This is a genomic window from Nocardiopsis sp. iso_25 (genome assembly GCF_056173305.1).
Map to the genome: position 1 here is coordinate 4,559,935 of NZ_CM149667.1, position 25,777 is coordinate 4,585,711.

General features: G+C 72.1%; 23 protein-coding genes and 1 riboswitch. Of the genes, 12 read left to right on the top strand and 11 right to left on the bottom strand.

Translation table 11 applies throughout. From position 1 onward, the window contains the following. Positions 1-43: 43 nt before the first annotated feature. Together AC0VX6_RS19580 and AC0VX6_RS19585 are read left to right on the top strand one after the other, a co-directional pair. Positions 44-934, top strand: coding sequence for an SDR family oxidoreductase (locus AC0VX6_RS19580; protein ID WP_274974083.1), 891 nt, complete (start codon positions 44-46; stop codon positions 932-934). Between the two features lie 150 nt (positions 935-1,084). Next, positions 1,085-2,089, top strand: a complete 1,005-nt coding sequence (locus AC0VX6_RS19585; protein ID WP_475465529.1) for a zinc-binding dehydrogenase — start codon at positions 1,085-1,087, stop codon at positions 2,087-2,089. Positions 2,090-2,139: 50 nt separating this feature from the next. Here the strand turns inward: AC0VX6_RS19585 and thiE are convergent, their stop codons facing one another. After that, positions 2,140-2,808 (bottom strand): thiamine phosphate synthase, encoded by a 669-nt coding sequence (gene thiE / locus AC0VX6_RS19590; RefSeq protein ID WP_274974085.1) that lies wholly within the window; start codon positions 2,806-2,808, stop codon positions 2,140-2,142. A gap of 107 nt (positions 2,809-2,915) precedes the next feature. Next, on the bottom strand, positions 2,916-3,269 hold the full coding sequence (locus tag AC0VX6_RS19595; protein WP_019610781.1) for an Rv2175c family DNA-binding protein: 354 nt from the start codon (positions 3,267-3,269) through the stop codon (positions 2,916-2,918). 82 nt (positions 3,270-3,351) lie between these two features. Further along, positions 3,352-3,463: riboswitch (TPP riboswitch) on the top strand. Between AC0VX6_RS19595 and thiO the strand changes: the two genes are divergently transcribed. The 7 genes from thiO to thiI all read left to right on the top strand — a co-directional run bounded on the left by thiO (position 3,432) and on the right by thiI (position 11,713). Next, positions 3,432-4,628, top strand: a complete 1,197-nt coding sequence (thiO, locus tag AC0VX6_RS19600; RefSeq protein ID WP_475465531.1) for a glycine oxidase ThiO — start codon at positions 3,432-3,434, stop codon at positions 4,626-4,628. (Overlaps the previous riboswitch by 32 nt.) Before the next feature lie 5 nt (positions 4,629-4,633). Then, positions 4,634-4,840: a sulfur carrier protein ThiS gene (gene thiS / locus AC0VX6_RS19605; RefSeq protein WP_274974087.1), complete on the top strand. Its 207-nt coding sequence runs from the start codon at positions 4,634-4,636 to the stop codon at positions 4,838-4,840. Positions 4,841-4,842: 2 nt separating this feature from the next. Beyond that, positions 4,843-5,601, top strand: coding sequence for a thiazole synthase (locus tag AC0VX6_RS19610; protein ID WP_274974088.1), 759 nt, complete (start codon positions 4,843-4,845; stop codon positions 5,599-5,601). A 443-nt stretch (positions 5,602-6,044) separates the two neighbouring features. Next, complete coding sequence (pknB, locus tag AC0VX6_RS19615) at positions 6,045-8,087, top strand: Stk1 family PASTA domain-containing Ser/Thr kinase (RefSeq protein ID WP_475465533.1); 2,043 nt, start codon at positions 6,045-6,047, stop codon at positions 8,085-8,087. Positions 8,088-8,282: 195 nt separating this feature from the next. Continuing rightward, on the top strand, positions 8,283-8,939 hold the full coding sequence (locus AC0VX6_RS19620) for a response regulator (RefSeq protein WP_274974090.1): 657 nt from the start codon (positions 8,283-8,285) through the stop codon (positions 8,937-8,939). A gap of 153 nt (positions 8,940-9,092) precedes the next feature. Continuing rightward, entirely contained in the window at positions 9,093-10,118 is a 1,026-nt protein-coding gene (locus tag AC0VX6_RS19625; RefSeq protein WP_013154137.1) for a 6-phosphofructokinase, read from the top strand. A gap of 305 nt (positions 10,119-10,423) precedes the next feature. Continuing rightward, positions 10,424-11,713, top strand: coding sequence for a tRNA uracil 4-sulfurtransferase ThiI (gene thiI, locus AC0VX6_RS19630; protein WP_274974091.1), 1,290 nt, complete (start codon positions 10,424-10,426; stop codon positions 11,711-11,713). Between the two features lie 76 nt (positions 11,714-11,789). Here the strand turns inward: thiI and aroF are convergent, their stop codons facing one another. Further along, positions 11,790-12,836: a 3-deoxy-7-phosphoheptulonate synthase gene (gene aroF, locus AC0VX6_RS19635; protein ID WP_274974092.1), complete on the bottom strand. Its 1,047-nt coding sequence runs from the start codon at positions 12,834-12,836 to the stop codon at positions 11,790-11,792. A gap of 397 nt (positions 12,837-13,233) precedes the next feature. Between aroF and AC0VX6_RS19640 the strand changes: the two genes are divergently transcribed. After that, entirely contained in the window at positions 13,234-13,827 is a 594-nt protein-coding gene (locus AC0VX6_RS19640; protein WP_274978194.1) for a molybdopterin-dependent oxidoreductase, read from the top strand. A gap of 14 nt (positions 13,828-13,841) precedes the next feature. Here the strand turns inward: AC0VX6_RS19640 and macS are convergent, their stop codons facing one another. Genes macS through AC0VX6_RS19655 form a run of 3 tightly spaced genes read right to left on the bottom strand, consistent with a single transcriptional unit; the run spans position 13,842 to position 16,741 of the window. Then, a complete protein-coding gene (macS, locus tag AC0VX6_RS19645) occupies positions 13,842-15,026 on the bottom strand; it encodes a MacS family sensor histidine kinase (RefSeq protein ID WP_302475404.1) in 1,185 nt (394 codons plus the stop codon). Between the two features lie 3 nt (positions 15,027-15,029). Further along, positions 15,030-15,947: a hypothetical protein gene (locus AC0VX6_RS19650; protein WP_475465534.1), complete on the bottom strand. Its 918-nt coding sequence runs from the start codon at positions 15,945-15,947 to the stop codon at positions 15,030-15,032. Beyond that, positions 15,944-16,741 (bottom strand): alpha/beta hydrolase, encoded by a 798-nt coding sequence (locus tag AC0VX6_RS19655; protein ID WP_475465536.1) that lies wholly within the window; start codon positions 16,739-16,741, stop codon positions 15,944-15,946. The genes AC0VX6_RS19650 and AC0VX6_RS19655 overlap by 4 nt, the downstream gene beginning before the upstream one ends. A 389-nt stretch (positions 16,742-17,130) precedes the next feature. Here AC0VX6_RS19655 and AC0VX6_RS19660 point away from each other — a divergent pair, with 389 nt between their 5' ends. Next, positions 17,131-17,982 carry a lysophospholipid acyltransferase family protein gene (locus AC0VX6_RS19660; RefSeq protein WP_475465538.1) on the top strand — a complete coding sequence of 284 codons (852 nt, stop codon included), beginning with the start codon at positions 17,131-17,133 and terminating at the stop codon, positions 17,980-17,982. An 83-nt stretch (positions 17,983-18,065) separates the two neighbouring features. On the opposite strand, the gene AC0VX6_RS19665 is transcribed toward AC0VX6_RS19660, so the two are convergent. Further along, positions 18,066-19,013, bottom strand: a complete 948-nt coding sequence (locus tag AC0VX6_RS19665; protein ID WP_248771341.1) for an ROK family glucokinase — start codon at positions 19,011-19,013, stop codon at positions 18,066-18,068. 149 nt (positions 19,014-19,162) lie between these two features. Beyond that, entirely contained in the window at positions 19,163-19,609 is a 447-nt protein-coding gene (locus tag AC0VX6_RS19670; protein ID WP_274974096.1) for a hypothetical protein, read from the bottom strand. A gap of 417 nt (positions 19,610-20,026) precedes the next feature. Between AC0VX6_RS19670 and AC0VX6_RS19675 the strand changes: the two genes are divergently transcribed. Then, positions 20,027-21,826 (top strand): AMP-dependent synthetase/ligase, encoded by a 1,800-nt coding sequence (locus AC0VX6_RS19675; protein ID WP_274974097.1) that lies wholly within the window; start codon positions 20,027-20,029, stop codon positions 21,824-21,826. 147 nt (positions 21,827-21,973) lie between these two features. Here the strand turns inward: AC0VX6_RS19675 and qcrB are convergent, their stop codons facing one another. From qcrB to qcrC, 3 genes are read right to left on the bottom strand one after another with little or no spacing between them, the layout of a single operon-like run. Beyond that, entirely contained in the window at positions 21,974-23,629 is a 1,656-nt protein-coding gene (qcrB, locus tag AC0VX6_RS19680) for a cytochrome bc1 complex cytochrome b subunit (protein ID WP_475465540.1), read from the bottom strand. 3 nt (positions 23,630-23,632) lie between these two features. After that, the gene (gene qcrA / locus AC0VX6_RS19685; RefSeq protein ID WP_475465542.1) at positions 23,633-24,832 is read right to left on the bottom strand and encodes a cytochrome bc1 complex Rieske iron-sulfur subunit; all 1,200 of its coding nucleotides are present in this window, start codon (positions 24,830-24,832) and stop codon (positions 23,633-23,635) included. Continuing rightward, positions 24,825-25,760, bottom strand: a complete 936-nt coding sequence (gene qcrC / locus AC0VX6_RS19690) for a cytochrome bc1 complex diheme cytochrome c subunit (RefSeq protein ID WP_274974100.1) — start codon at positions 25,758-25,760, stop codon at positions 24,825-24,827. The genes qcrA and qcrC overlap by 8 nt, the downstream gene beginning before the upstream one ends. Between the last annotated feature and the right edge of the window lie 17 nt (positions 25,761-25,777).

Consider the following 25,777-nt stretch of genomic DNA (forward strand, 5'->3'; position numbering starts at 1 on the left):
CGCTCAGCGTCCGGCACGCCCTCGTAACGCAGGATGGGGTGTCATGGGCGACGATCACACGACAAACCACACCATAGGGGTGACGGGGGCGACGGGGGCGCTGGGCGGGCGGGTCGCCGCGCGGATCGCGCGGCTGGGCAGGCCCCAGCGGCTCATCGTACGCGACATCAACCGCGCTCCCGAGTACCCCGGCAGCAGCGCGGCGATGGCGGCCTACGAGGACTCCACGGGCTTCGAGCGGGCGTGCCGGGGGGTGGACACGCTGTTCCTGGTCTCGGCCACCGAGTCCGAGGACCGGATCGACGTCCACGTGAGCGCGGTGGACGCCGCGGTCAAGGCAGGGGTGTCCTGGATCGTCTACCTGTCCTTCCTGCGCGCGGGCCCGGCCTCCACCTTCACGTTCGCGCGCACGCACTTCTTCACCGAGGCGCACATCCGGTCCACGGGGGTGCGCTACACCTTCCTCAGACCCAGCCTGTACCTGGACCTGCTGCCCGACTGGGTGGACGGCGGGGGTGCGGTGCGGGGCCCGGCCGGTGACGGCCGGATCGCGTGGGTCTCGCGCGACGACGTGGCGGACGTGGCCGCGGCCGTGCTGACCGACCCCGCGGCCGCGCGCGCCTCGCACGACACCAGCCACGACGTCACCGGCCCGGAGGCGCTGTCCCTGGGCGCGACGGCGGAGAGGCTGAGCGTGCTCACCGGGCGCTCGGTGCACTACGTGCCCCAGACGCGGGAGGAGGCGCTGGAGTCGCGCCGCGGCGGCGCCCCCGACTGGGCGGTCGAGGGCTGGGTGACCTCCTACGCCGCGATCGCCGCAGGGGAGCTCGACGTGGTCTCGCCCGCCGTCCCCGACCTGACCGGCCATCCCGCCCAGTCCATCGAGGGCTTCCTGCGGCGCCACCCCAGCGCGCTGTCGCACGTCGCGGTCTGACCGCGGCCCGCCCTCCGCGCCGTACGCCCGCGCGGGGCGGCCCCCTGTGCCGTGGATCTCCCCCGACACCCGGCCCTTGACCTCAACAAATATTGAGGTAAGAGGCTGAGCGGTGTCGGAGACAGGCGGTGCGCACCGAGGGAGAGCGACATGCGAGCGGTACAGGTCCGTGAGTTCGGCGGCCCGGAGGTCCTGGTGGTCCGGGACGTGCCCGAGCCCGAGGCGGGACCGGGGCAGGCGCTGGTGGAGGTCGCCGCGGCGAACGTGATGTACCTGGACACCCTGGTCCGCGGCGGCTGGGGGCTGGACCACTTCCCCGTGACTCCCCCCTACGTCCCCGGCGCGGGCGTGGCAGGGCGGGTGGTCCGGATCGGCCCGGGCGTGGACCCGGGCTGGGAGGGGGTCGCGGTGGTCGCCGACACCGGGCACACGGACGGAACGCCGGAAAGACCCGCCCTGCCCGTGGACGGTTACGCCGAGCGGGCCGTGGTCCCGGAGTCGGCTCTGGTCAGGGTGCCCGAGGAGGTGGACCCCCGGGCGGCGCTGGCCCTGCTGCACGACGGGCCGACCGCGCTGGCGCTCGAGCGGGCGGCGGGCTTCGGGCCCAGCACCACGGTCCTGGTCGCCGCGGCCGCCGGAGGGGCGGGCACCCTGGCCGTCCAGTTGGCCCGCAGGGCCGGGGCACGGGTCATCGGCGCGGCCGGGGGCGGGGCCAAACTGGCCCTGGTCCGCGAACTGGGCGCGCAGGAGACCGTGGACTACTCCGAGCCGGACTGGCCGGAGCGGGTGCGCGCGCTGACCGGCGGCGCCGGGGTCGACGTGGTCCTGGACGGCGCCGGGGGCGCGCTGGGCGCGGCGGCCTTCGCGACCCTGGCCGACGGCGGCCGGTTCGTCGGCTACGGCTCGGCGGGCGGAAGCTTCACGGAGGTGGACGCGCGGGAGGCCGCGAGCCGCGGGATCGGGGTCCTGGGGCTGTCCGACCTCAAACAGGCCGGGGACGACCGGCGGGACGCCCTGCGGCTGGTGCTGGAGATGGCCCGTATGGGCAGGATCACCCCGCACGTGGGCCTGACCCTGCCGTTGGAGCGGGCCGCCGAGGCGCACGCCGCCCTGGAGGGGCGCACGGTGCTCGGCAAGGTCCTGCTGGTCCCCTAGAACCGGGCGGCGCTGACCGCTCGGACGCCGGAGGCGGCTCCGGGCGCCGGTCAGCCCCCGGCGCGGGCCGCCAGGCGCTGGCGCAGAGCGGCGGCGGCGGCCCGGGGGTCCTCCGCCTCCGTGATCGCGCGCACGACCACGACCCGGCGGGCCCCGGCGTCCAGCACGCGGTCGATGTTGTCGGCGTCGATCCCGCCGATGGCGAACCAGGGGCGGTCGGTGCCCAGCGCGGCCGCCTCCTCCACCAGCTCCAGCCCGGCGGCCGGGCGGCCCGGCTTGGTGGGGGTCGCCCAAGTCGGTCCGACGCAGAAGTAGTCGCTGCCGGGCTCCTCGGCGGAGGCGGCCGCGGCGGCGACGTCGTTGTTGGAGCGGCCGATCAGGGGGTCGGCGCCGATGATGTCGCGGGCCATGGGCACGGGCAGGTCCCGCTGGCCCAGGTGGAGGACGTCGGCGCGCACGGCGCGGGCGATGTCGGCGCGGTCGTTGACCGCAAGCAGGGCGCCGTACCGCTCGCACGCCTCCTTCATCACCTCCAGGGCCGCGATCTCCTCGCGCGCCTCCAGGCCCTTGTCCCGGAGCTGGATGATGTCCACTCCCCCGGCAAGGGCCGCGTCGGCGAACTCGGCCAGGTCTCCCCGGCTGGTCCGGGCGTCGGTGCACAGGTACAGAAGCGATGCGTCCAGGCGCTTGCGCAGGCTGGTTCCGTGGCTGGTCCTCACACGCTCCACCCTAGGCCCTGGTGCGTTCGGACCCAAGGGGGAGGAGCGCGGCGGCGCGCCCCTCCCCTCTCCCCCACGGGTCGCGAACGGGCCCGTGGGGCCGCGGACTAGAAGGCCAGGCTCTGGGCCCGGCGGCGCACCTCGGTGCCCCGGTTCTCGCGCATGGCCTGGATCGGCGTGCCCGGCAGGGAGTCGTCGGGGGTGAACAGCCAGCGCAGGGCCTCCTCGGAGGAGAAGCCCGCGTCGGTGAGCAGCAGCAGCGTCCCCGGCAGACCCTTGACCAGGTCGTCGCCGTCGATGAAGGCCGCGGGAATGGAGAGTTCGCCGTCGCGGACCACACCCATCATGCGGTTCTCGCGGATCAGCGTCTTGATCCGGTTCGGGCTCACGCCCAGCGGAGCGGCGGCTTCCTTGAGGGTCAGCCAGTCGCCGATCAGCGTGTCGATGTCGCGTTGTGTCACACCACCAATCTGCCACATCCGCGCACCTCCTTCCCCCCGGCACGGCGCACGTCGGCCACGGGTCCTAGAATGGGGACAGACCCCTACATCCCGCGGGAGCCGGGTGGGACCCGGCTGAGAGGGAGGCTGTGAGCCTCCGACCGCACGAACCTGATCCGGATCATGCCGGCGAAGGGAGTGGAAGCCACAGCCGTGCGCACCTCCGACGATTTCCACCGCGACCGCGTCGTCGTGGTCGGCGGCGGCCTGGTCGGGCGGGTCACCGCCTGGCGGGCCGCCCAACGCGGACTGAGCGTCACCCTGGTCGAGTCCGACCCCGCCCGCGCGGCCTCCACCGTGGCCGCGGGCATGCTGACCCCCGCCACCGAGGCGGCGTTCGGCGAGGAGCCCCTCATGGAGCTGGGCATCCGCTCGGCCCGCATGTACGCGGACTTCGTCGCCGAACTGGAGGAGGCCAGCGGCCTGGACGTGGGCCACCGCGCCACCGGCACGCTGCTGGTCGCCTTCGACCGCGACGACCTGGCCGTCCTCACCGAACTGCACGCGCTCCAGCGGAGGCTGGGCATCGCAGCCGAGCGCCTGACCGGCCGCGAGTGCCGCCGCCTGGAGCCCATGCTCGCCCCGTCCGTGCGCGGCGGCGTCCTGGCCCCCGACGACCACTCCGTGGACCCGCGGCGGCTGCTGCGCGCCCTGGCCGCGGCGGGCGGGCGCGCGGGCGTGACCGAGGTCCGCGGGCTGGTCGGGGAGGTCCTCTCCCCCGGCCCCGGGGGCGCCCGGCTGGGCGTGCGCCTGACCGGGGAGGCCGCGGCGGGCCAGACCCTGCCCGCGCACCAGGTGGTGCTGGCCGCGGGCTGCTGGGGCAACGGCATCGCGGTCCCCGAACCCGTGGTCCCGCCGCTGCGCCCGGTCAAGGGGCAACTGCTGCGCGCCCGGGTGCCCGACGGGGAACCGCCGCTCGTCGGCCGGACCGTCCGCGGCCTGGTCCGGGGATTCCCGACCTACCTGGTGCCGCGCGCCGACGGCGAGGTCGTCATCGGCGCCACCCAGGAGGAGCTGGGCCACGACACCTCGCTCACCGCCGGGGGGCTCTGGCAGGTGCTGAGGGACGCGCGCGAACTCGTCCCCGGGGTGAGCGAACTGGAGGTCACCGAGACCTGCGTCGGGCTGCGCCCCGGCTCCCCCGACAACGAACCCCTCCTGGGACCCACCCGGGTCCCGGGGCTGCACCTGGCCGCCGGGCACTTCCGGCACGGGGTCCTGCTGACCCCGGTGACCGGTGAGGCCATGGCCCGGGCCCTGACCGACGGAGACCTGCCCGAGTACGCCCGCCGTTTCACGGCACGACGCGCAAGTAGGTAGTAGCAGTGGAACTGATCATCAACGGCGACCGCCGCGAGTTCGCCGACGAGACGACCGTGGAAGCGGTCGTGCGCGACCTGACCGGCGCCGAGGCCCCCGGCGGTGTCGCCGTGGCCGTCAACGACGAGGTGGTGCGCCGGACCGCGTGGGCCGCGAGCCCGCTCAACCAGGGCGACCGCGTGGACGTCCTCACCGCGGTGCAGGGAGGCTGAGGATGAACGACGACCTCGTGATCGCGGGAACCTCCTTCGGGTCCCGGCTCATCACCGGAACCGGCGGAGCCCCCTCCCTGGAGGTCCTGGAGGAGGCCCTGATCGCCTCCGGCACCGAGCTGACCACCGTGGCGATGCGCCGGGTCTCCCCCGGCACGCGGGGGTCGGTGTGGGACGTCCTGACCCGCAACAGCATCCGGGCGCTGCCCAACACCGCCGGGTGCTTCACCGCCGTCGACGCGGTGCGCACCGCGCGCCTGGGCCGCGAGGCGCTGGAGACCGACTGGGTCAAGCTGGAGGTGGTCGCGGACGAGCACACGCTGCTGCCCGACCCCGTCGAGCTGCTGGAGGCCGCCGAACAGCTGGTGGACGAGGGCTTCACCGTGCTGCCCTACACCAACGACGACCCCGTGCTGGCCCGGCGCCTGGAGCAGGTGGGCTGCGCCGCGGTGATGCCCCTGGCCGCCCCGATCGGCTCCGGGCTGGGCATCCGCAACCCGCACAACCTGGAGCTGATCGTCGAGCAGGCCGGTGTGCCGGTCATCGTGGACGCGGGGATCGGCACCGCCAGCGACGCCGCACTGGCCATGGAGCTGGGCTGCGACGCGGTCCTGCTGGCCACGGCCGTGACCCGCGCCCAGGACCCGGTGCGCATGGCCGCCGCGATGCGCGACGCCGTACGCGCGGGCCGCGGCGCGCGCCTGGCCGGCCGCATCCCCGTGCGGCGCTACGCCCAGGCCTCCTCGCCCTCCGTGAGTTAGGCCACCGGGCCCCGCGCCCCGCCCCGGCCCGCCGCCGACCGGTGCGTTCCGGCCGGGGAGTTTGGCGGTGTCCTCTACCGTGGAACGAGTGCGCGGCCCCGCAAGGGCGCATCCCGCACACCACGACAACCCAGGCGCGAGCGTCCCCACCGCCGACGGAGCGGGCCTCACCGGGAACGGGGAGACCCGGCGACCGGCGGGGCACACACCACCGGAACCGGGAGGGCCCCGGCCGGGGCCGGGGCCCGTCCTCCGGGGAGACCGAACAGTCCTCCCCGGGGTCCCACCGGCCCCGCCGACACCGGAACGGGACGGCGCGACCGCGAACCGCGGGGCAGACCTGGCGTGGGCTTCCGCTATCGTGTCGGTTCGACACCCGGTGTCGGGTACGCGCCACCGGCCGCGACAGCCCGCGCTCCCCGCAGCAAGGACACTACTCCGCCGTGGACATGACGACTTCCGACCCGCTCGTAGGCGCCACCCTGGACCGACGTTACTTCGTGGAGTCCAGGATCGCCGGAGGCGGGATGGCGACCGTCTACGTCGCCCACGACCTGAGGTTGGACCGACGGCTGGCCCTGAAGGTGATGCACCCTTCGCTGGCCCAGGACCCGACCTTCGTGCAGCGCTTCATCAACGAGGCGCACTCCGTCGCCAAGCTCTCCCACCCCAACGTCGTGCAGGTCTTCGACCAGGGTGAGGACCAGGGGCACGTGTTCCTGGCCATGGAGTACGTACCCGGGCGCACCCTGCGCGACCTGCTCAAGTCCCGGGGCAGGCTCGGCGCCCACGACGCCCTGAACGCCATGGCCCCGGTGCTGGCCGCGCTCGGCGCCGCCCACCAGGCGGGCATGGTCCACCGCGACGTCAAGCCCGAGAACGTCCTCATCACCGAGGACGGCCGGGTCAAGGTCGCCGACTTCGGACTGGCCCGCGCCGTGGAGCAGTCCAACCAGGGGCTGACCCGCACGGGCACCCTCATGGGCACGGCGGCCTACCTGGCCCCCGAGCAGATCGAGAAGGGCGTCGCCGACGCCCGCAGCGACGTGTACGCGGCGGGCATCATGCTCTACGAGCTGCTCACCGGCAGCCAGCCGCACACCGGCGAGACGCCCATCGCGATCGCCTACCAGCACGTCAACGAGGACGTCCCGCGCCCCTCGCACTTCCTGCCCGGCCTGCCCGCGGAGGTCGACGCGCTGGTCACCAAGGCCACCGAGCGCGACCCCAGGTACCGTCCCAGCAACGCGGGCCAGTACCTGGCCAAGGTCCTGGCGGTGCTCAACGGCCTGCCCGCGTCTCCCCCCGCCTCCGCTGCCGACCAGGCCCCGCTGACACCCGTCGCCCCGGCGGCGGCGACCACGGCCTCGGTGACCGCGCCCCAGCTCATCGCCGGGGGCGCCGGTCCGGGCACCGAGAACGCGACCATGGTCGTGGACATGGCCTCGGCCGGGCTCGACGACGGCCGCTACGACGACTACGACCGCGGCAAGGACGGGTACGGCGACGACGACGGGTACGACGACTACCGTGACGGCCCCGGCGACCGGCGCCGCCGCAACCTGCTGATCGGGATCGGCGCGGCGGTCCTGGCGATCGTCCTGCTCGGCGCGGGCTGGTGGTTCCTCGTCGGCCAGTACGAGAACGTCCCCGACGTGGTGGGCAGCGACCCCGAGGCCGCGAGCCAGATGATCCGCGACGAGGGACTGCGCTACGACCTGTCCTCCGATGCCGTCTACAGCGACGCCGAACCGGGCACGGTCGGCGAGACCGACCCCGAGGTGGGCACCCGCCTGTCCCCCGACGACGTGGTCACCGTGTACCTGTCCAAGGGCCCGCAGACGGTGGAGATGCCCGACCTGGTCGAGATGGACGCCGCCGACGCCCTCAAGGAGCTGGAGGACCTCGGCTTCGCCCCGGACAACATCGTGCAGGAGGACGTGAGCTCCACCGAGATCGAGCCCGGCGCGGTGGTCTCCACCTCCCCCGAGGCGGGCGCGGAGGCCGACCGGGAGGAGCCGGTCACCGTCACCGTCAGCCAGGGCATCCCGGTGCCCGCGGTGGTCGGCGAGGACCTGGACACCGCCCGCCAGATGCTGGAGGGCGAGGGCCTGTCCGTCGAGGTGGTCGAGGAGGAGAGCGCGGACGTCGAGGAGGGCAAGGTCATCCAGCAGAGCCCCGACAGCGGCTCCAGCATCGGCTCCGGCGGCACCGTCACCCTCACCGTCTCCACCGGCCCGCCCGGCGTGGACGTCCCCGACGTGGTCGGCATGCGGGTCAACGACGCGCGCGAGGCGCTGGAGGAGGCCGGTTTCAAGGTCAAGGTCGAGCGCGTCTTCGGCGGCCGCGAGGTGGCGCACCAGTCGCACACCGGCAGGGCGCCCGAGGACACCGAGATCACGATCACCGCGACTCCGGGCGGCATCGACCTGGGCGACTTCGGCGAGGGCGGCGGCAACGGCCGCGGCGACGACGATGACGACTGACCGGCCCGGGCGCGCGGCCTGAGCCGGAAGCGAGGGGGCGGGACCGGTCGGTCCCGCCCCCTCGCCGTGTGCGGCCGACCCCGCGAGGGGGTACGGCCGCCGCCCCGGCTGGGTCGGCGCGGCCCCCGCCCCTTGCACCGCCCCGGTCGTCGGCCCGTACCGTGGGCGCCGCCCGCCCGGGATAGGGTCGCCTGCATGGCGAGCGAGGCGATCCGGGTACTGGTGGTGGACGACCACCCCATGTGGCGCGACGCGGTCGCGCGCGACCTCGGCGAGGCCGGTATCGAGGTCGTGGGCACCGCGGGGGACGGCGCCAAGGCGCTGCGCATCGCCCCGGCCGCACGCCCCACCCTGGCCGTCGTGGACCTGCACCTGCCCGACATGAGCGGGGTCGAGCTGACCGCGGGCCTGGTGGCGCTGTCCCCGCCGCCGCGGGTGCTGGTGCTGTCGGCCAGCGGGGCCAGCGACGACGTACTGGCCGCGGTGAAGGCCGGGGCCACCGGTTACCTGGTCAAGTCGGCGGGGCGGGAGGAACTGCTGGACGCGGTGCGCCGGGTGCACGAGGGCGTGGCCGTGTACACACCGGGCCTGGCCGGACTGGTGCTGGGCGAGTACCGCAGGCTCTCGTCGGCGGATCGCTCCCGGGAGCCGGAGGCGCCGGAGCTGACCCCCCGCGAGACCGAGGTGCTGCGCCTGGTCGCCAAGGGGCTGGCCTACAAGCAGATCGCGCAGCGGCTGGGCATCTCCCACCGCACCGTGCAGAACCACGTGCAGAACACCCTCACCAAGCTGCACCTGCACAACAGGGTGGAGCTGGTGCGCTACGCCATCGACCGGGGCCTGGACGACTGACGCTGGGCGCGTCCGCGCCCTCCGCCCCCTCCGGGCCGGGCGCGTTCACCGCGTATTCTCCTCCCCGGGTTGGCCCCGGATCACCGCTCCCACTATGGTCTAGACCATATGGCGCCATGCGTCGTAAAACACACAACGTCGAGGAGAATTCGTATGCGAGTCGGGGTGCTGACCGGCGGTGGGGACTGCCCTGGTCTGAACGCGGTCATCCGCGCAGTGGTCCGCAAGGGCATCAAGGACTACGGCTACGAGTTCATCGGCTTCCGGGACGGTTGGCGCGGTCCGCTGGAGGGCGACACCATGCCGCTGGACGTGACGGCCGTGCGCGGCATCCTGCCCCGGGGCGGCACGATCCTGGGCTCCTCGCGCACCAACCTCATGAAGATCGAGGGCGGTGTCGAGCGGGTCAAGGACAACATGGCCGGACTGGGCGTCGACGCCCTGGTCGCCATCGGCGGCGAGGACACCCTCGGCGTGGCCCGCCAGCTGCACGACCGCGGCGTCAACGTCGTCGGCGTGCCCAAGACCATCGACAACGACCTCAACGCGACCGACTACACCTTCGGTTTCGACACGGCCGTGAACATCGCCATGGAGGCGATCGACCGCCTGCACACCACCGCCGAGTCGCACCACCGGGCGCTGGTGGTGGAGGTCATGGGCCGCCACGCCGGGTGGATCGCGCTGCACTCGGGCATGGCCGCGGGCGCCAACGTCATCCTCATCCCCGAGCGGCCCTTCGACATCGACGAGGTCGTCAAGCACGTCGAGAGCCGCTTCGAGACCCAGTACGCGCCGATCATCGTGGTCGCCGAGGGCGCGCACCCCAAGGAGGGCCAGATGGAGCTGGCCACCGGGGAGACCGACTCCTTCGGCCACGTGCGCCTGGGCGGCATCGGCCAGCGGCTGGCCGACGAGATCGAGCAGCGCACCGGCAAGGAGGCCCGCTCGGTGGTCCTGGGCCACGTGCAGCGCGGCGGCACGCCCACCGCGTTCGACCGCGTGCTGGCCACCCGCCTGGGCGTGAACGCCATCGAGGCCGTGCACGACAAGGCCTTCGGCAAGATGGTCGGCCTCCAGGGCACGGACATCGTCCGCGTGAACCTGGCCGAGGCGACCGACACCCTCAAGACCGTGCCCTCCTCGCGCTACGAGGAGGCCGAGGTCTTCTTCGGCTAGGCACACCCACGGCCCGGAGCCCGGGAACCGGATTGTCCCGGGGCTCCCCCGGAGGGACCGGCCGCCGGCCACGCGCGCCGGCCCCTCCGGAACGGCCCGCGCCCCCTCCCAGCTCCCAGGGAGGGGGCGCGCCGCGTCCGGGGGCGGCGGCCGTGTGCCCGCCGCCTCCCGCCCGTCCCGACCGAAAACGGACGGAGCGGTGGACGGGATGTTCGATACTGGAGGATGGCGATGGACGCTCCCGGCCCCGTCCCGCCGCTCCCACCTCACACCGGGACACGAAGGCATCCACCGGAGGTAGCACCATGTCCGCGTCGCTTGAGTCCGCGCCGCTCCCCGCAGCCCTGGCCGGGTCCGACGCCGGGCTCGGCGAGCTCTGCGTGCTCATGAAGCTCGGCGAGATCGTCCTCAAGGGCTCCAACCGCAGGCTGTTCGAGCGGCGGCTGCACAACAACATCCGCGCCTCCGTGCGCGACCTGGGCGAGATCCGCCTCTCCCAGCGCGGCGCGGGCGTGATCATCGTGCGCAAGCCCGAGGCCTCCGACCTGGAGGTCGCCGAGATCGCCGACCGCATGGCCAACGTCATGGGCGTGGTCCGGGTGCACCTGGTCCGCCGCGTGCCCAAGGACCTGGACGCCGTCACCGACATCGGCGTGCGCGTCATGGAGGGCCGCCAGGGCACCTTCGCCGTGCGCGCCCGGCGCCGCGACAAGCGCTTCGAGATGACCTCGTCGGAGCTGGCCGGGTACCTGGGCTCGAAGATCATCGAGGCGCACGGCTACCAGGTCAACCTCAAGCGCCCCGACAACACCCTGTTCGTCGAGGTGGACAAGGACGAGGCGTTCGTGTTCACCGACGGCGTGCCCGGCCAGGGCGGCCTGCCCGCCGGGATGAGCGGCCGCGGCCTGGTGCTGATGTCGGGCGGGATCGACTCCCCCGTCGCCGCGCACCGGATGATCCGGCGCGGGCTCAAGGTCGACTTCCTGCACTTCTCCGGCATGCCGTTCACCGGCCCGGAGTCGATCTACAAGGCCTACAGCCTCGTCCGCCAGCTGGACCGCTACCAGGTGGGCTCGCGGCTGTTCGTCATCCCCTTCGGCAAGGCCCAGCAGCAGCTGAAGAGCTCGGGGATCGAACGCCTCCAGATCGTCGCCCAGCGCCGCCTCATGCTCAAGACCGCCGAGGCCCTGGCCGACGACCTGAACGCGGAGTGCCTGATCACCGGGGACGCGCTGGGCCAGGTGTCCAGCCAGACCATGACCAACCTGACCGCCCTGGACGACGCGGTGGACCTGCCGATCCTGCGTCCGCTCATCGGCATGGACAAGACCGAGATCATGGACCAGGCCCGCCGGATCGGGACGCTGGCCATCTCGGAGCTGCCCGACGAGGACTGCTGCACCATGCTGACCCCGCGCCAGGTGGAGACCGCGGCCAAAATCCCGGACCTGCGCCAGATCGAGAAGCGCCTGGACGCCGAGGAGCTGGCCGAGCACCTGGTCACTACCGCGCAGGTGCACAAGCCCAGCTTCCTGGGCGACGCCGCGCCCAAGCGCGTGGCGCCCGCGTCCGCTTCGGTGGCCGCCACCGCCTAGCGCGCGACGACGGCGCCCCGGCCCCGCCCCGCGTGCGGGGAACGGCCGGGGCGCCGCCGTGTTCAGCCCCCGGGTCTCACAGGCCGGCCAGTTCTCGGCCCGGCGCCGGGGTCAGGGTGCGGCCCGTCAGGGCGGCCAGGGTGCCCGCCAGGTCGCGCAGCTCGGCCAGGTCCTCGTGCAGGAGGGCCTGCGGGCCGTCGCACAGGGCGTTCTCCGGGTGGGGGTGCACGTCGACGATGACGCCGTCCGCGCCGACCGCCACGGCCGCGCGCGAGAGCGGCAGCACCAGCTCGCGCTTGCCGCCCGAGTGGGACGGGTCGACGATCACCGGAAGGTGGGACAGGTTCTGGGCGACCGGGACGGCGCTGATGTCCAGGGTGTTGCGGGTGGCCTTCTCGAAGGTGCGGATGCCGCGCTCGCACAGGACGATGTCGAGGTTGCCGCGCTGGGCGATGTACTCGGCGGCCATCAGCCACTCCTCGATGGTCGCGCTCATGCCGCGCTTGAGCAGGACCGGCTTGCCCGCGTCTCCCACCGCCTGGAGGAGGGCGAAGTTCTGCATGTTGCGGGTGCCGACCTGGAGCATGTCGGCGTAGGAGGCGACCAGCTCCACGTCGGCGGCGTCCACGACCTCGGTGACGATGGGCAGGCCGGTCTCCTCGCGCACGTCGGCGAGGATCCGCAGGCCCTCCTCACCCAGACCCTGGAAGGCGTAGGGGGAGGTGCGGGGCTTGTAGGCGCCGCCGCGCAGCAGGGACGCCCCCGCCTCCATCGCCATCCGGGCCGCGGCCAGGGTCTGCTCGGGGGTCTCGACGGCGCAGGGCCCGGCGATGACCGTGACGTTGTCGCCGCCGATCGGCACTCCGCGCACGCTGACGACGGTGCGGCTGTCGTGGTTCTCCCGGCTGACGAGCTTGTAGGGGGCGGAGATGCGCAGGACGTCGCTGACGCCCGGCTTGGCGGCCAGGCCCAGGTCCTGGAAGCGCTCGACGTCGCCGACGAGGCCGATGATCGTGCGGCTCACGCCGCGCGTCACGTAGGCCTCGCCTCCCGCGGAGGAGACCAGCTCGACCAGATCGTCGATGTTCTCGGGGGTGGCGTCCGGCGCCATCACGATGACCATGTGCGTTGTCCCTAGCTGCTTGTCGGTTGGGTGAACGAGCCGACCGGCGCCCGGAACGAGAAAAGCCCCGGGCTCTACCGGCCCGGGGCTCAAGTCGTCTGTGTCAGCGCAGCGCTCTACAGGCGACCGGGGTGTCGGGCCGGTAGCCATAAAAGCGCCAGAAGTTCCGCTGCATGGCTGGAACTATAGCGCACGGTCACCGCATGTCCGCACACCCGGGGCGAGTGACCTGTCTCTCGTCGGCGCCTGACAGGATGGCCGCACGCACGTTCTCCCCACGGGGAAGGCGTTCGCGCGGCCGACCGGCCGGGCGCGCCGCGGGAGCCCACAGACGAGCAGGGGGACGGAAGTGTCCGAGGGAACGGACGAGGACGACACGGACGGGGCCCGGTCCCGGATGCCTCCCGGGCAGGCGGTGCGCCACGAGCACAAGCCGCTGCACTACGGGCCGGTGCCCGCCTTCCGCCCTCAGCGGTGGGACCTGCGGGTCACGGGGGCGACCGAGGACCTGGGGGCGTACCGCTGGACGTGGGAGGAGTTCGCGCGGCTGCCGCGCACGGACTCGGTGAGCGACTTCCACTGCGTGATGCGGTTCAGCGCCCCGGACGTGCCCTGGCGCGGGGTGCGCGCCGCGGACCTGGTGGCCGCGGCCCCGCCCGCGCCGGAGGCCACGCACGTGATGGCGTGGGGCGAGTACGGGTACGGCGCGAACCTGCGCATGGACGACTTCCTCGCGGAGGGGGTGCTGCTGGCGACCCACCGCGACGGCGAGCCCCTGGCCCCCGACCACGGCGCGCCGCTGCGCCTGGTGGTGCCGCACCTGTACGGGTGGAAGAGCGTGAAGTGGCTGCGCGCGGTGGAGTACATGACCGCGGACCGCCGCGGTTTCTGGGAGGAGCGCGGCTACCACAACCGGGGTGACCCGTGGCGGGAGCAGCGGTTCTCCCACCAGGAGGAGGAGCAGGAGCCGGGCCGGGCTCCGCGGCGGTGAGCCGTGCGGGGCCCTCAGCCGCGCGGGACGCGCATCTCCACCTCGGTGCCCTGGCCGGGGACCGACACGTACTCGACGGTGCCGCCCAGGTCGCGGACCCGGCCCAGCACGGACTGGGCCACGCCGATGCGGCCCTCGGAACGGGCCCGCTCCAGGCGTCCGGGCTCGATGCCGGGGCCCTCGTCGCGCACGGACACGGTCACCGCGTCGTCCTCGTCCTCCACCAGCACCCAGGCGCGCGTGCCCTCGGGGCAGTGCCGCTCCACGTTGTCCAGGGCGGCGAGCACGGCGGCGGCCAGTTCGGCGGCGGTGTGCGCGGGCAGGACGACGGGCGTGGCGGGCGCGGACACCGACACGTGGGCCGACTCGGCGCGTCGCAGCGGCTCGCGCAGGTCCACCGCGGGCCCGGACGCGGCCGCGCGCCCCGCGGGAGGCGGCGCCGCCCCGCCGGTTGCGTCCGCCCCGTCCGTCCCGCCGGAGGCGTCCTCCGACGATCCGATCGCGACCAGCGCGCGCAGGCGCGCCTCCTGCTCACCGGCCATCCGGCCCAGTTCGGCGGCCTCTCCCCCGGCCTCGGCGCCGCGCCTGCTCACCAGGGACAGCACCTGGAGCACCGAGTCGTGGATCGAGCGGGCCAGCTGCTCGCGCTCGCGGGTGCGCGCCTCCAGCGCGACCGCCTGGGCGAACCGCCGTTCGGCACGCTCCGACATCCAGGACATGTACCCGACCGCCAGTCCGGCCAGGAGCAGCAGAACCACGCCGCGGGCGGTCGCGGCGGTCACGGCGGCGTCCATGACCGTGCGCAGGGTGAGGTCGGCGAGGCCGTAGAGCACGGCGACGGCCGCGGCGGCGCGCCCGCCCCAGATGACGCTGGCCGCCAGGGCGGTGCCCGCGAACCAGTAGCCGCTCAGCGGCGGGGCCTGGGTGAGGTAGAACGGCGTGGCCGCCGGGGCGGTGGCGAACAGGCACGCGAAGGCCACCGCGAGGTCGGCGGTGAGCACGCGCCAGTCGCGCAGGTGCGGGCGGGCGTAGGCGCGGGTGGTGAACGCCGTCCACACGACCATGACCGCCAGCACCGTCCAGGCCAGCCAGGGCCGGGTCAGGTGCTCGTGGTGCTGGATGAGGAGGAACAGGGCGTAGACCAGGGACGCTGCGCGGAAGACGGCGAAGGCGCGCCAGAGGGGGAAGTCGAAGCCCAGGGGTCAGACCACCGCCCCGTTGTCGGGCCCGCCGTCTCCGGGCGGCCGGGAGTCGGTCATGCGCAGGATGAGCACGACGAAGCTGACGAGGAAGGCCAGCACCGCGACGAACATCAGCCAGTTGGGCAGGGAGACGCCGACGAACGCGGCCCCGAACACCAGCACCGGCGCGCCCAGCAGGCACAGCCAGGCCGCGATGCCCACCCGGTCGCCCTGGAGCAGGGGCGGCGGTGGCGGGGGCTCGTAGTGGCCCTCCAGGTCGGCCTCGGCCCGGCGCCGGGCCTCCTCTTCCGCCGTCTCGCGTTCCTCCCCGTCCCCGGCTCCAACGGTCCCGCCGGCCAGGATGTCGCCGGCGGAGGAGGCCTCCCCCGCCGGGGCGCTGAGGTTCTCGGCGTCGGGCCAGGCTGCGCGGCGGCGCTGCCCCCGGGTGTCGGCGTCGTCGTAGAAGCGGGCGACCAGGTCATTCCAGACCTCGTCCTCGTCCGCGGTCCGGGCGGGCGCGGCGTCGGGGTCGACGTTGGCGGGCGGGCCGTCCAGCAGGTCGCCGCCGACCGTCGCGTCGGGGGCCTCGTGGGGGGCGGTCTCCCCGCCCTCCTCGGCGTCGGCGTCGGAACGGGGCTCGCCGCGCGGAGCCAGCAGGTCGGGGGCCGTCCCGGGCTGCCCGTCCAGGTCGGGCAGCTCGGTGCCCAGGACCCTCTCGGCCGCGGCCCGCTCCTCGGCGTCCACGTACAGGTGGTCGGTGGGCGGGTCGTCGGCCTGGCTGCCCGCGGGTTCCAGGACGTCCTCGTCCAGGGGCACGGCGTAGGCGGCGATGCCGCTGCGCCGGAGCGCCTCCAGCATGAGGTCGGCGTGCGAGGGCGCGAGCAGGATCAGCGGAACGTAGGCGTCGGCGAGCAGGCCGTTTCCCCGACGTTGCGTCATCGGTCGGCTCCTTCCCCGCTTCTACTGTGCTCTCGCACGAAGGCGAGGCTCCCGTCGAAGACGACGGCGGCGTCATGGTCGAGGGTCGCCACGTGGTAGCTGTCGTGGAGCAGGTGGATCGTCAGCCCGGTGTTGACCGCTCTCCTAGCGAGGATACGCAGACTGCGCGGTCCGACGACGTGGTCCTGGGTGCTCCGGTAGGCCAGGATCGGCGCTCGCAAACCGGACATGCCCTCCTGAACCCCGCGCCACAGCTTCGGGAGTGTCGCCGCGGCCGCGGTGGGGACGCGGTCGTACCCGCCCTCGGTGGTGTCGTCCTTGGAGACGTCGCAGCCCAGACCGGGCGTGGAGGGCATGATCCGCGAGACCAGGCGGCGGACGGGGGCGATGACAGGCAGGCGCCGGTCCTCCACCGCCAGGGAGGGGTTGACTAGCACGACCCCGCGTACGAGGCCGGGGTGCCTCTGGGCCAGGCGCAGGCTGAGGGCGCCGCCCATGGACAGCCCCATGACGAACACCTCCTCACAGCGCGAGGCCAGGTCCAGCAGGGCCCGTTCGGCCTCGGCGAGCCAGTCGTCGCTGGTGGTGAGGTTCATGTCGTGCCAGACCGTGCCGTGCCCGGGCAGCAGGGGCGCCTCGACGCTGAGTCCGGCGGCGGCCAGGTGCTCGGCCCAGGGGCGCATCGAGTACGGGGAGCCGGTGAAACCGTGGCAGAGCAGGACGCCCGTGCCCGATCCGCGGTGACTGAACGGCTCAGCGCCCGGGATCAGGAGAGGGGCGTCGGTCGGTCTCACGGAGCGGCTCCAGGGATCGTGCGGTGCGCGGGGGACGGGGGTCTGCGGCGACCGGAGCGGAGGCACGGGAAACCCTGGCTCCTGCCGTGAGGCTAACCGTTCGGCGGTCCGTTCGCCATGAGTGCACACTAACGTTCCCGCCCCCGGGGACCGGAGGCAGGCACCCGCCACGCGGGCCGACTGAGTATCCTCTTCTGCGTCGGGCCGACGGCCCGTTCGGGGGCGCTTTGGCACTCGCGCTCACACGGTGGGAGGATGGCGCACGTCAGGCGGCGGCTCCTCCCCCACTCTCCGGGCGCGAGCCCTCCTGACAATGTCGGCAGAGCGGGACGGTGAATCGTGGCAGACCCTGCCCAGTGCTCCCCGCGTGTGCAGGGGTGATCTGAGCGATGTTCTACTGGGTGGTCAAGGCGATCCTGGGGCCGGTCCTGGCCGTACTGTGGCAGCCGCGCGCCGAGGGCGTGGAGAACGTGCCGCGCCGCGGTCCGGCGATCATGGTCAGCAACCACCTGTCCTTCTCCGACCACTTCTTCGGTCCGCTGCCGCTGCCGCGCAAGATCACCTTCCTGGCCAAGGCCGAGTACTTCACCGGCACGGGCGTCAAGGGGCTGCTGAGCCGGGCGTTCTTCACCGGCGTGGGGCAGATCCCCATCGACCGCTCGGGCGGCAAGGCCAGCGAGGCGGCGCTGCGCACGGGCCTGAGGGTGCTCAAGCGCGGCGACCTCCTGGGCATCTACCCCGAGGGCACCCGCTCCCCCGACGGCAAGCTCTACCGCGGCCGGACGGGTGTGGCGCGGCTGGCGCTGGAGGCCAAGGCCCCGGTGGTGCCGATGGCGATGATCAACCTGGAGAAGATCATGCCCCCCGGCCGCACGGTGCCCAAGCTGGGTGTGCGCCCCAAGGTCAAGTTCGGCAAGCCGCTGGACTTCTCGCGCTACCACGGCATGGAGAAGGACCCGCGCGTGCTGCGGGCCATCACCGACGAGATCATGTACGCGCTGATGGAGCTGTCCGGCCAGGAGTACGTGGACCGCTACGCGCAGTCGGTCAAGGCCGAACTGGAGGCGGAGGCCAAGGAGGCCAAGCGCGAGCAGCACGCCAGCGACAAGGACCGCAGACGGACCGAGCGCGAGCGGCGCAAGGGGGAGCGGCGGTCCCGCCGCGAGGAGAAGCGGGAGGCGCGCGGGAAGAGGAAGGGCGGGGACGCGGACTCCGCGGACCCGACCGCCGCCCAGGAGTAGCCCGCGCGGCGGCCCCACACGCGGACGGCCCCCGCGACCCCGCGGCGGGGGTCGCGGGGGCCGTCCGCTCTCCGGTGGCCGGGTCAGTGCCGGGCGAGGTCGCCGGCGCCGACGATGCCCGCCTCTCCGCCGAGTTCGGCCAGGCGCACATCGGCCATGCGGCGTCCGGGGCGGCCCGGGACGTTGCGCGCGAAGGCGGCGCGGACCGGGTCCAGCAGGATGGACCCGGCGTCGGAGACTCCGCCGCCCAGGACGAAGCACTCGGGGTCGAGGATGGCGGCCAGGTCGGCCAGGCCGTGCCCGGCCCACTCCCCCACCTTGGCGAAGCACTCCAGGGCGGCCCTGTCCCCCTCCAGCGCCGCCTGGGTGATGACGTGGCCCTCCACCTGGTCGATGACGCCGTCGGCGAGCTTGAGCATGCGCTCGGCGGCCACGGGGTCGGTCAGCGCCAGGTCCTGGGCCTCGGCGACCAGGGCGCGGCCGCTGGCGTACTGCTCCCAGCAGCCGTGGTTGCCGCAGGCGCAGCGGCGGCCGTGCGGGACCATCCGGTAGTGCCCGACCTCCGCGGCCACGCCGTAGCGGCCGCGGTGCAGCGCGCCGTCGATGACCAGGCCGCCGCCGATGCCGGTGCCCAGGGTGATGCACACGATGTGGTCGCTGCCGCGCCCGGCGCCGAACCTGGCCTCGGCCCAGGCCGCGGCGTTGGCGTCGTTCTCGATGACCACGGGCATCCCGACGCGCTCCTGGACGTGGTCGCGGAGGGGCTCGTCGCGCAGGCCGAGGTTGACGGCGACCTGGACGGTGGCGCGGTCCTCGTCCACGAACCCCGCCACACCCACCCCGACGGCCCGGACGGCGTCGGCCTCCTGGCGGCCGCACAGCTCCCCGACGGCCCTGGCCACGACGTCGGCCAGGGCCTGCGGGTCGTTGGAGGGGGTGGGGTACTTGACCTTGTCGAGGATCTGCCCTTCGGGGTCGACGACCCCGGCGGCGACCTTGGTCCCGCCGATGTCTACGCCGATGGTCAGCATGGGGGCAGCTCCTTCGTACTTACGCCCGAACTCTGACATAAGTCTCAAGGTTCATGGCAAAGTGTTTTCAGATGATGTATGCCATCTGATTAAACCAGGCATGAGGCGACCCCCGACACCCCCGGAGTCGAACCGTGATCTCCTCCCGTTCACCCCGCGGTGACCTGGCGTTCCTCGCCTTCCGTCCCGCCTTCGCCACCCTGCGTCCGGCCCTGCGGACCGCGCTCCGCGGCGCCGTCGGCGCGGGTCTGCTCCAGGGAGCGCTCGACCACGTCCCAGGTGCGGCCAAGGGCGCCGACGGCGGCCAGTCCGGCGCGGCCGAGGTGCCCGACGACCTCGGGGCCGGACGTGCGCACGATGTCGAGGAGCTCCTCCAGCGGGGGGCGCCGGTCGCCCGTCTCCAGGCGGATGGCCTCCTCCCACACGTCTCCCTTGCTCGGGGGCGGCGAGGTCACGGCGCCGACCCCGCGCTTGACCCCGGCCGTCAGCAGCCTGCGCTGGAGGGTGGTCACCAGCTTCAGCGCGTCGTCGATGAGGTCGGGGTCCTCGCCCCTGCCCGCACCCGGACCGCCGTTGCGACCGGTGTTCTCCGTCATGTCAGCTTCCTCCTTCGCGCCGCGTTCTGCTTCAAGGTAACCGGACGTCCGGGCGCCGGGGAGGTTTCTCAGGGCAGGTTCAGGGGCGAATCAGGGACGCGGGCGCCGCTACGGGGAGTGAGGCCGAGGGGAAAGCGCAATGACCGCGAAAAAGCACAAAGGACCCAAGATTCACATACAGCGCATAGTTCTCACGACGTGCGCAAACACTACGCCGGGCGTATAGTCTCGCGTGCGTACGAGGGAAAGATCCACATTCTTCCCCCGCCCGGGCACCACCGCGTCCGCCGCGCCGGGCACGACCCAGGGTCACCGTTGGATACCGAACGACAACGTGTTCTACTCATGAGTAGGGTGGTGTTGTTACGGTCATCACGTCCCGTACTACCCGAACCCGTACACGTCCAGGAGCACCACGTGCGCGAATACAGCTCTCCCGCGAAGGCTGAGATCTCCGACGACGCGCGACTGACCGACACGCTCTACGCGCGCGCGGCCAGCGAGCCCAACGCCGTCACCGCCCGTCGCCAGGAGTCCGGCCAGTGGCACGACGTCACCGTGGCGGAGCTGCACGCCGACATCGCCGCGTACGCCAAGGCCCTGATCGACGCGGGCATCGAGCACGGCGACCGCGTCGCCCTGATGTCGCGCACCCGCTACGAGTGGACGGTCGTCGACTACGCCATCTGGTCCGTCGGCGGCGTGACCGTCCCGATCTACGAGACCTCCTCCGCCGAGCAGATCGAGTGGATCCTCACCGACTCCGGCGCCAAGGCCGCCTTCGTGGAGAACGACGCCCACGCCGAGCGCGTCGAGTCGGTCCGCGCCCGCACCCCCGAGCTCGGCCCCGTCTGGCGGTTCGACGACCCCGGGTACGCCGAGCTGCGCTCCGCTGGCTCGGAGGTGAGCGACGAGGCGCTGGAGAAGCGCCGCACGGCGGTCAAGGCCGACGATCTCGCCACCCTCATCTACACCTCGGGCACCACCGGCCGCCCCAAGGGCTGCGAGCTCACCCACCGCAACTTCCTCTTCATCTCCCACAACGCGTTGGAGGGCCCGGCCCGCCAGGTCCTGCGCAGCAAGGAGAACCCCTCCACGCTGCTGTTCCTGCCGCTGGCCCACGTCTTCGCCCGCTTCGTGCAGGTCATGGTGATCGAGGCCAAAGCCACCCTGGGCCACTTCCCCTCCACCGGCCCCGAGCTGATCGAGCAGTTCTCGGCGTTCCGGCCCACCTTCCTGCTCGCGGTCCCCCGCGTGTTCGAGAAGGTCTACACCAAGGCCGAGCAGAAGGCCGCGGCCGAGGGCAAGGGCAAGATCTTCAACGCCGCCGCCGACACCGCCGTCGCCTACAGCAAGGCCCTGGCCACCGGCCGGATCCCCCTGAGCCTCAAGCTCAAGCACACGCTGTTCAGCAAGCTGGTCTACGGCAAGCTCCTGGCGGCCCTGGGCGGCAACGCCGAGTACGCCGTCTCCGGCGGATCCGCGCTGGGCGCGCGTCTGGGCCATTTCTTCCGCGGCATCGGCTTCACCATCATCGAGGGCTACGGCCTCACCGAGACCACCGCCCCCACCTCGGTGAACAGCCCCGAGTTCAACAAGATCGGCACCGTGGGCCAGCCGCTGCCCGGCACCACCATCAAAATCGCCGAGGACGGCGAGATCCTGCTCAAGGGCGACCACATCATGGTCGGCTACTGGAAGAACGAGAAGGCCACCAAGGAGGCCTTCACCGAGGACGGCTTCTACCGCACCGGCGACCTCGGCACGCTGGACGACGACGGCTTCCTGAGCGTCACCGGACGCAAGAAGGAGATCATCGTGACCGCGGGCGGCAAGAACGTCGCCCCGGCCGTCCTGGAGGACCGCATCCGCGCCAACGCCCTGGTCAGCCAGTGCATGGTGGTCGGCGACAACCGCAAGTTCATCGCCGCGCTGATCACGATCGACCCCGAGTCGTTCGTCCAGTGGCGCGAGGCCAACGGCAAGAGCGGCGAGATCGCCGACCTGACCGGGGACCCGGACCTGAACGCCGCCATCCAGGAGGCCGTGGACAACGCCAACGACGCGGTGTCCAAGGCCGAGGGGATCAAGAAGTTCAAGATCCTGCCCAGCGACTTCACCGAGGAGAGCGGCCAGATGACCGCCTCCCTGAAGGTCAAGCGCCACGTGGTCAGCAAGCAGTGGAGCAAGGAGATCGACGACATCTACGCCGGCTGAGCCCTCCGCGGCCCACACCGGACGCACGGGAGCCGGCCGCCCCCGGAAGAGGGGGCGGCCGGCTTCCGCCGTGTGCGGGACCCTGCTCCGCGAACACGACGGACCCGGCCGCGCCGCGGCCGGGTCCCTCACCCACACGCGGGTGCGCTAGTGGTGGGCCGCCTCCTTCTCCGCCTCGGTGGAGGAGTGGTGCGGGTGGTGGCCGTTGTGCGCCTCCACCCCCTCCAAGGAGACGTCGTCCTTGGTGTACCAACGCGCCAGGGCCTTGCGGAGCCTGCCGCTGCCCTTGCGGGCCTCGGGGTTCTCCACACCCCTGCCGTTCACGTCCGCACCGTCTGCCAGCGCCGTCGAGGTGATGACCGGCTTGCTCTCCAAAACATGCACCGTCTCCGGGGAGCTGTGCTTGTGCACCTCCACGAACTCACCGCTGGGCAGCTGCTGGATGGTGCCGCTCTCGTAGCCGTGCTCCAGGGTCTCCCGGTCACGGCGCTGCAGCCCCAGACAGATGCGCTTGGCGACGAAGAACCCCACCACCGGGCCGACGAGGACCAGCACACGGAAGATGTACGTGGTCGTGTACAGGCTGATCGAGAAGGTCTCCGAGATGATGTCGTTGGATCCGGACATCCACAGCACACCGTAGAAGATGATCCCGGCGACACCCATACCGGTGCGCACCGGCGCGTTGCGCGGACGGTCGGCGACGTTGTGCGCGCGCTTGTCGCCGGTGATCCACTGCTCGATGAACGGCCACACGCCCAGGGCGCCGAACAGCAGGCCCATGATCCCCAGACCGGGGACGAGGACGCCGATGATGAACGGGTAGCCCCCGATGGAGAAGTCGAACCAGTTCGGGAAGATGCGCAGCGCGCCCTCCATGAAGCCCAGGTACCAGTCCGGCTGGAGCCCGGAGGTGATGGACGTCGGGCTGAAGGGCCCGAACAGGTGGATCGGGTTGATCTGCACGAACGCGCCCAGGAGCGTGATCACGGCGAACGTGAAGAAGAAGAACCCGCCCGCCTTGATCGCGAAGGCCGGGAACATGGGCGTTCCGACCACGGTCTTGTCCGTGCGCCCGACCCCCGGGTACTGGGTGTGCTTCTGGTGCCACAGGATCATGAAGTGCGCGACGATCAGACCCAGCAGCACCGCCGGCAGCGCCAGCACGTGCAGCATGTACAGCCGGGAGATGATGTCCTCGCCGGGGAACTCCCCGCCGAAGAGGAACATCGACAGGTAGGAACCCACCAGGGGGATCGCCAGGATGACACCCTGGAGGACCCTCACGCCCATGCCCGAGGGCAGGTCGTCGGGCAGCGAGTAGCCGAAGAGGCCCTCGATGAGGGCGATGGCGAAGATGGCGACGCCGATCAGCCAGTTGATCTCGCGCGGCTTGCGGAACGCGCCGGTGAAGAACACCCGGAGCATGTGCGCGGTCAACGCCGCGACGAAGATCAGCGCGGCCCAGTGGTGGATCTGGCGGACCAGGAGCCCGCCGCGCACCTCGAAGGTGATGTGGAGCGTGGAGGCGTAGGCCTCCGACATCATGACGCCCTGGAGGCGCTCGTAGGAGCCGTCGTAGACGATCTCGGTCATGCTCGGCTTGAACCAGAGCGTGAGGAAGACGCCTGTGAGCAGCAGGATGATGAACGAGTACAGCGCGATCTCGCCCAGCATGAACGACCAGTGGTTCGGGAAGACCTTGCGCAGGTTCTTCTCGCCGGTCTTGGCCAGGTGGAAGCGGTCGTCGATGAAGTTGCCGACGCCGCGAAGCGCCTTGGGTGCTTGCGTGGTCTTACTCATCGGCTAGTCCCTCGCGTATTCCCAGAACGTGGGGCCCGTGGGTTCGTCGAAGTCGCCGGTCGCGATGAGGTAGCCCTCGTCGTCAACGCCGATCGGCAGCTGCGGCAGCGGCCGGTGCGCCGGACCGAACACGACCTCCGCGGCGTTGGACGCGTCGAACGTCGACTGGTGGCACGGGCACAGGATGCGGTGTGTCGTGCGTTCGTACAGGGCCGCGGGGCAGCCCACGTGGGTGCAGATCTTGGAGTAGGCGACGATGCCGTTGTGCGTCCAGTTCAGACGCGTCTGGCCGCCGGTTCCCTCGATCTCCTCGGTCATCCGCTCCTGCCAGTCCTCCTCGGGGATCTTGATCAGGATGATGACGGTCTTGGCCTGGTCGGTCAGTGAGAGGTGGTGGTGCTCGTCATCGGCGGCGGGCAGGGCCGAGACCATCGCGTTGGGGTCGTTCTCGAAGTCCTCGGGCCGGAGGGGGCGGCCGCTCCCTTCCACGACGATGCGGCGGCCGTGCTCCCACATCGTCTTCTTCATCAGGTCACCCGGAACCGGGCCGGTGTCGCGCAGCAGCACGATCGGTGCCAGCCCCAGCGGCAGCATCGCCAGGATGAGCGTGCGGCGCATCAGCGGACGCTTGGTGAAACCGCTCTCGTCGGCGCCCCGCATGAAGAAGGCGCTGAAGGAGCCCTTCTCCTTCTCGTCCGAGGGCAGCTCGTCGTAGGGAGAGGCCACCTCGTAGTGCGGCATCACCTGACGCGCCCACACCGTCATACCCGCACCGATGCCGAACATGGCCAGCGTCAGCGTGCCGCCCAGCAGCATGTTCGAGTACTGGGCGATCTGCGGGTCGGCGATCCGGCTCGGACCGAAGAGGAAGTAGGCGACCAGGAAGCCGATCCCGCCCAGGAAGGCGATCACGAACCACACCGAGGCGAGCTTCTCGCCCCGACGCTGCATCTCCTCCGGCCGCGCGTGCGTCTCGGAGGCCTTGTACGGACCGGTGTGCTCGTCCGCGGCGGCACCGGAGGCGTCGGAGACCAGCGGATTCCCGGCCTTGGGGGTGCCGACGACGCGCTCGGGCTCGGTCCCGCCGACCGTGGGGGCCGCGGCCGGGCGCTCGGAGTGCGTCCCGTTCGTCTTCGGGGTGACGACCACGCGTTCGGGCGTGATCTCTCCCCCGCTGCTGTCGTTGCTGTTGTTCTCAGTCATGAGCTCGCTGCTTCGCGGTGATCCAGATCGCGCAGGCAATGATCAGAGCGAGCCCGACGACCCAGGCGATGAGTCCTTCGGCGACCTGGCCGATGCGATTGAGGTGGAAGACGCCTCCGGCGTTGGGTTCGGCCTGGAGAGTCTTGATATAGGAGATCAACTCCTGCTTCTCCTCCGGCTCGATCACCGTGTCACTGAACATCGGCATCGCACCCGGACCACTGACCATCGCCTCATAGATCTGACGCGCGGACGCGTCATGAATCTCCGGAGCCCAACGACCATCCGTAAGAGCACCACCCCCACCAGACCAACCATGGCAATGCGCACAGTTGGTCAGGTACAGACGCATACCCATGTCAGTGTCGTCAGCGCCCTGGACGTAAGCCTCGTACTCGGCCTCGAACTCCTCAAGCGCGGCCTCATAAGAAGCCTCGTCCTCGAACTCCCCACGCTCGGGCGCCTCACCCGGAACGTCATAAGGAACATCAGGACCACCAGTCCTGATCTGCGCGTTGTAGTACGCGATCAGGTCCTGCAGATCCTCCTCCGACATCGCCATCGGCTTGCGCGGCATCTGCGCGTCGGGGTTCATCGACGGCATACGCCCCGTGCTGACCTGAAAATCGATGGCCGCCGCACCCGAGTCACGGATGTCAGGACCCCGGGTGTACTCCCCGTCCTCACCGTAGGTGCCACTGCCGTCGTAGTTGTGACAGGTCGCGCACGTCTGGTTGAAGATGTCCTCGCCGTTGGCCACATCGACCTCATCGGCCGAAGGAGGAGCCTCAGCGGCCAGAGTCTGCGCCTGGGCCTGGTCCGCGGTGGGCGCCAGAGCGGCGTACCCCACCCCGAACAGGGCTAGCGCGAGGATGACGACGACATACCCCGCCAGGGGATGCCGCCGCCGCGCGGTAATCCATTTCACGGTTTCCCCGTTTCGGG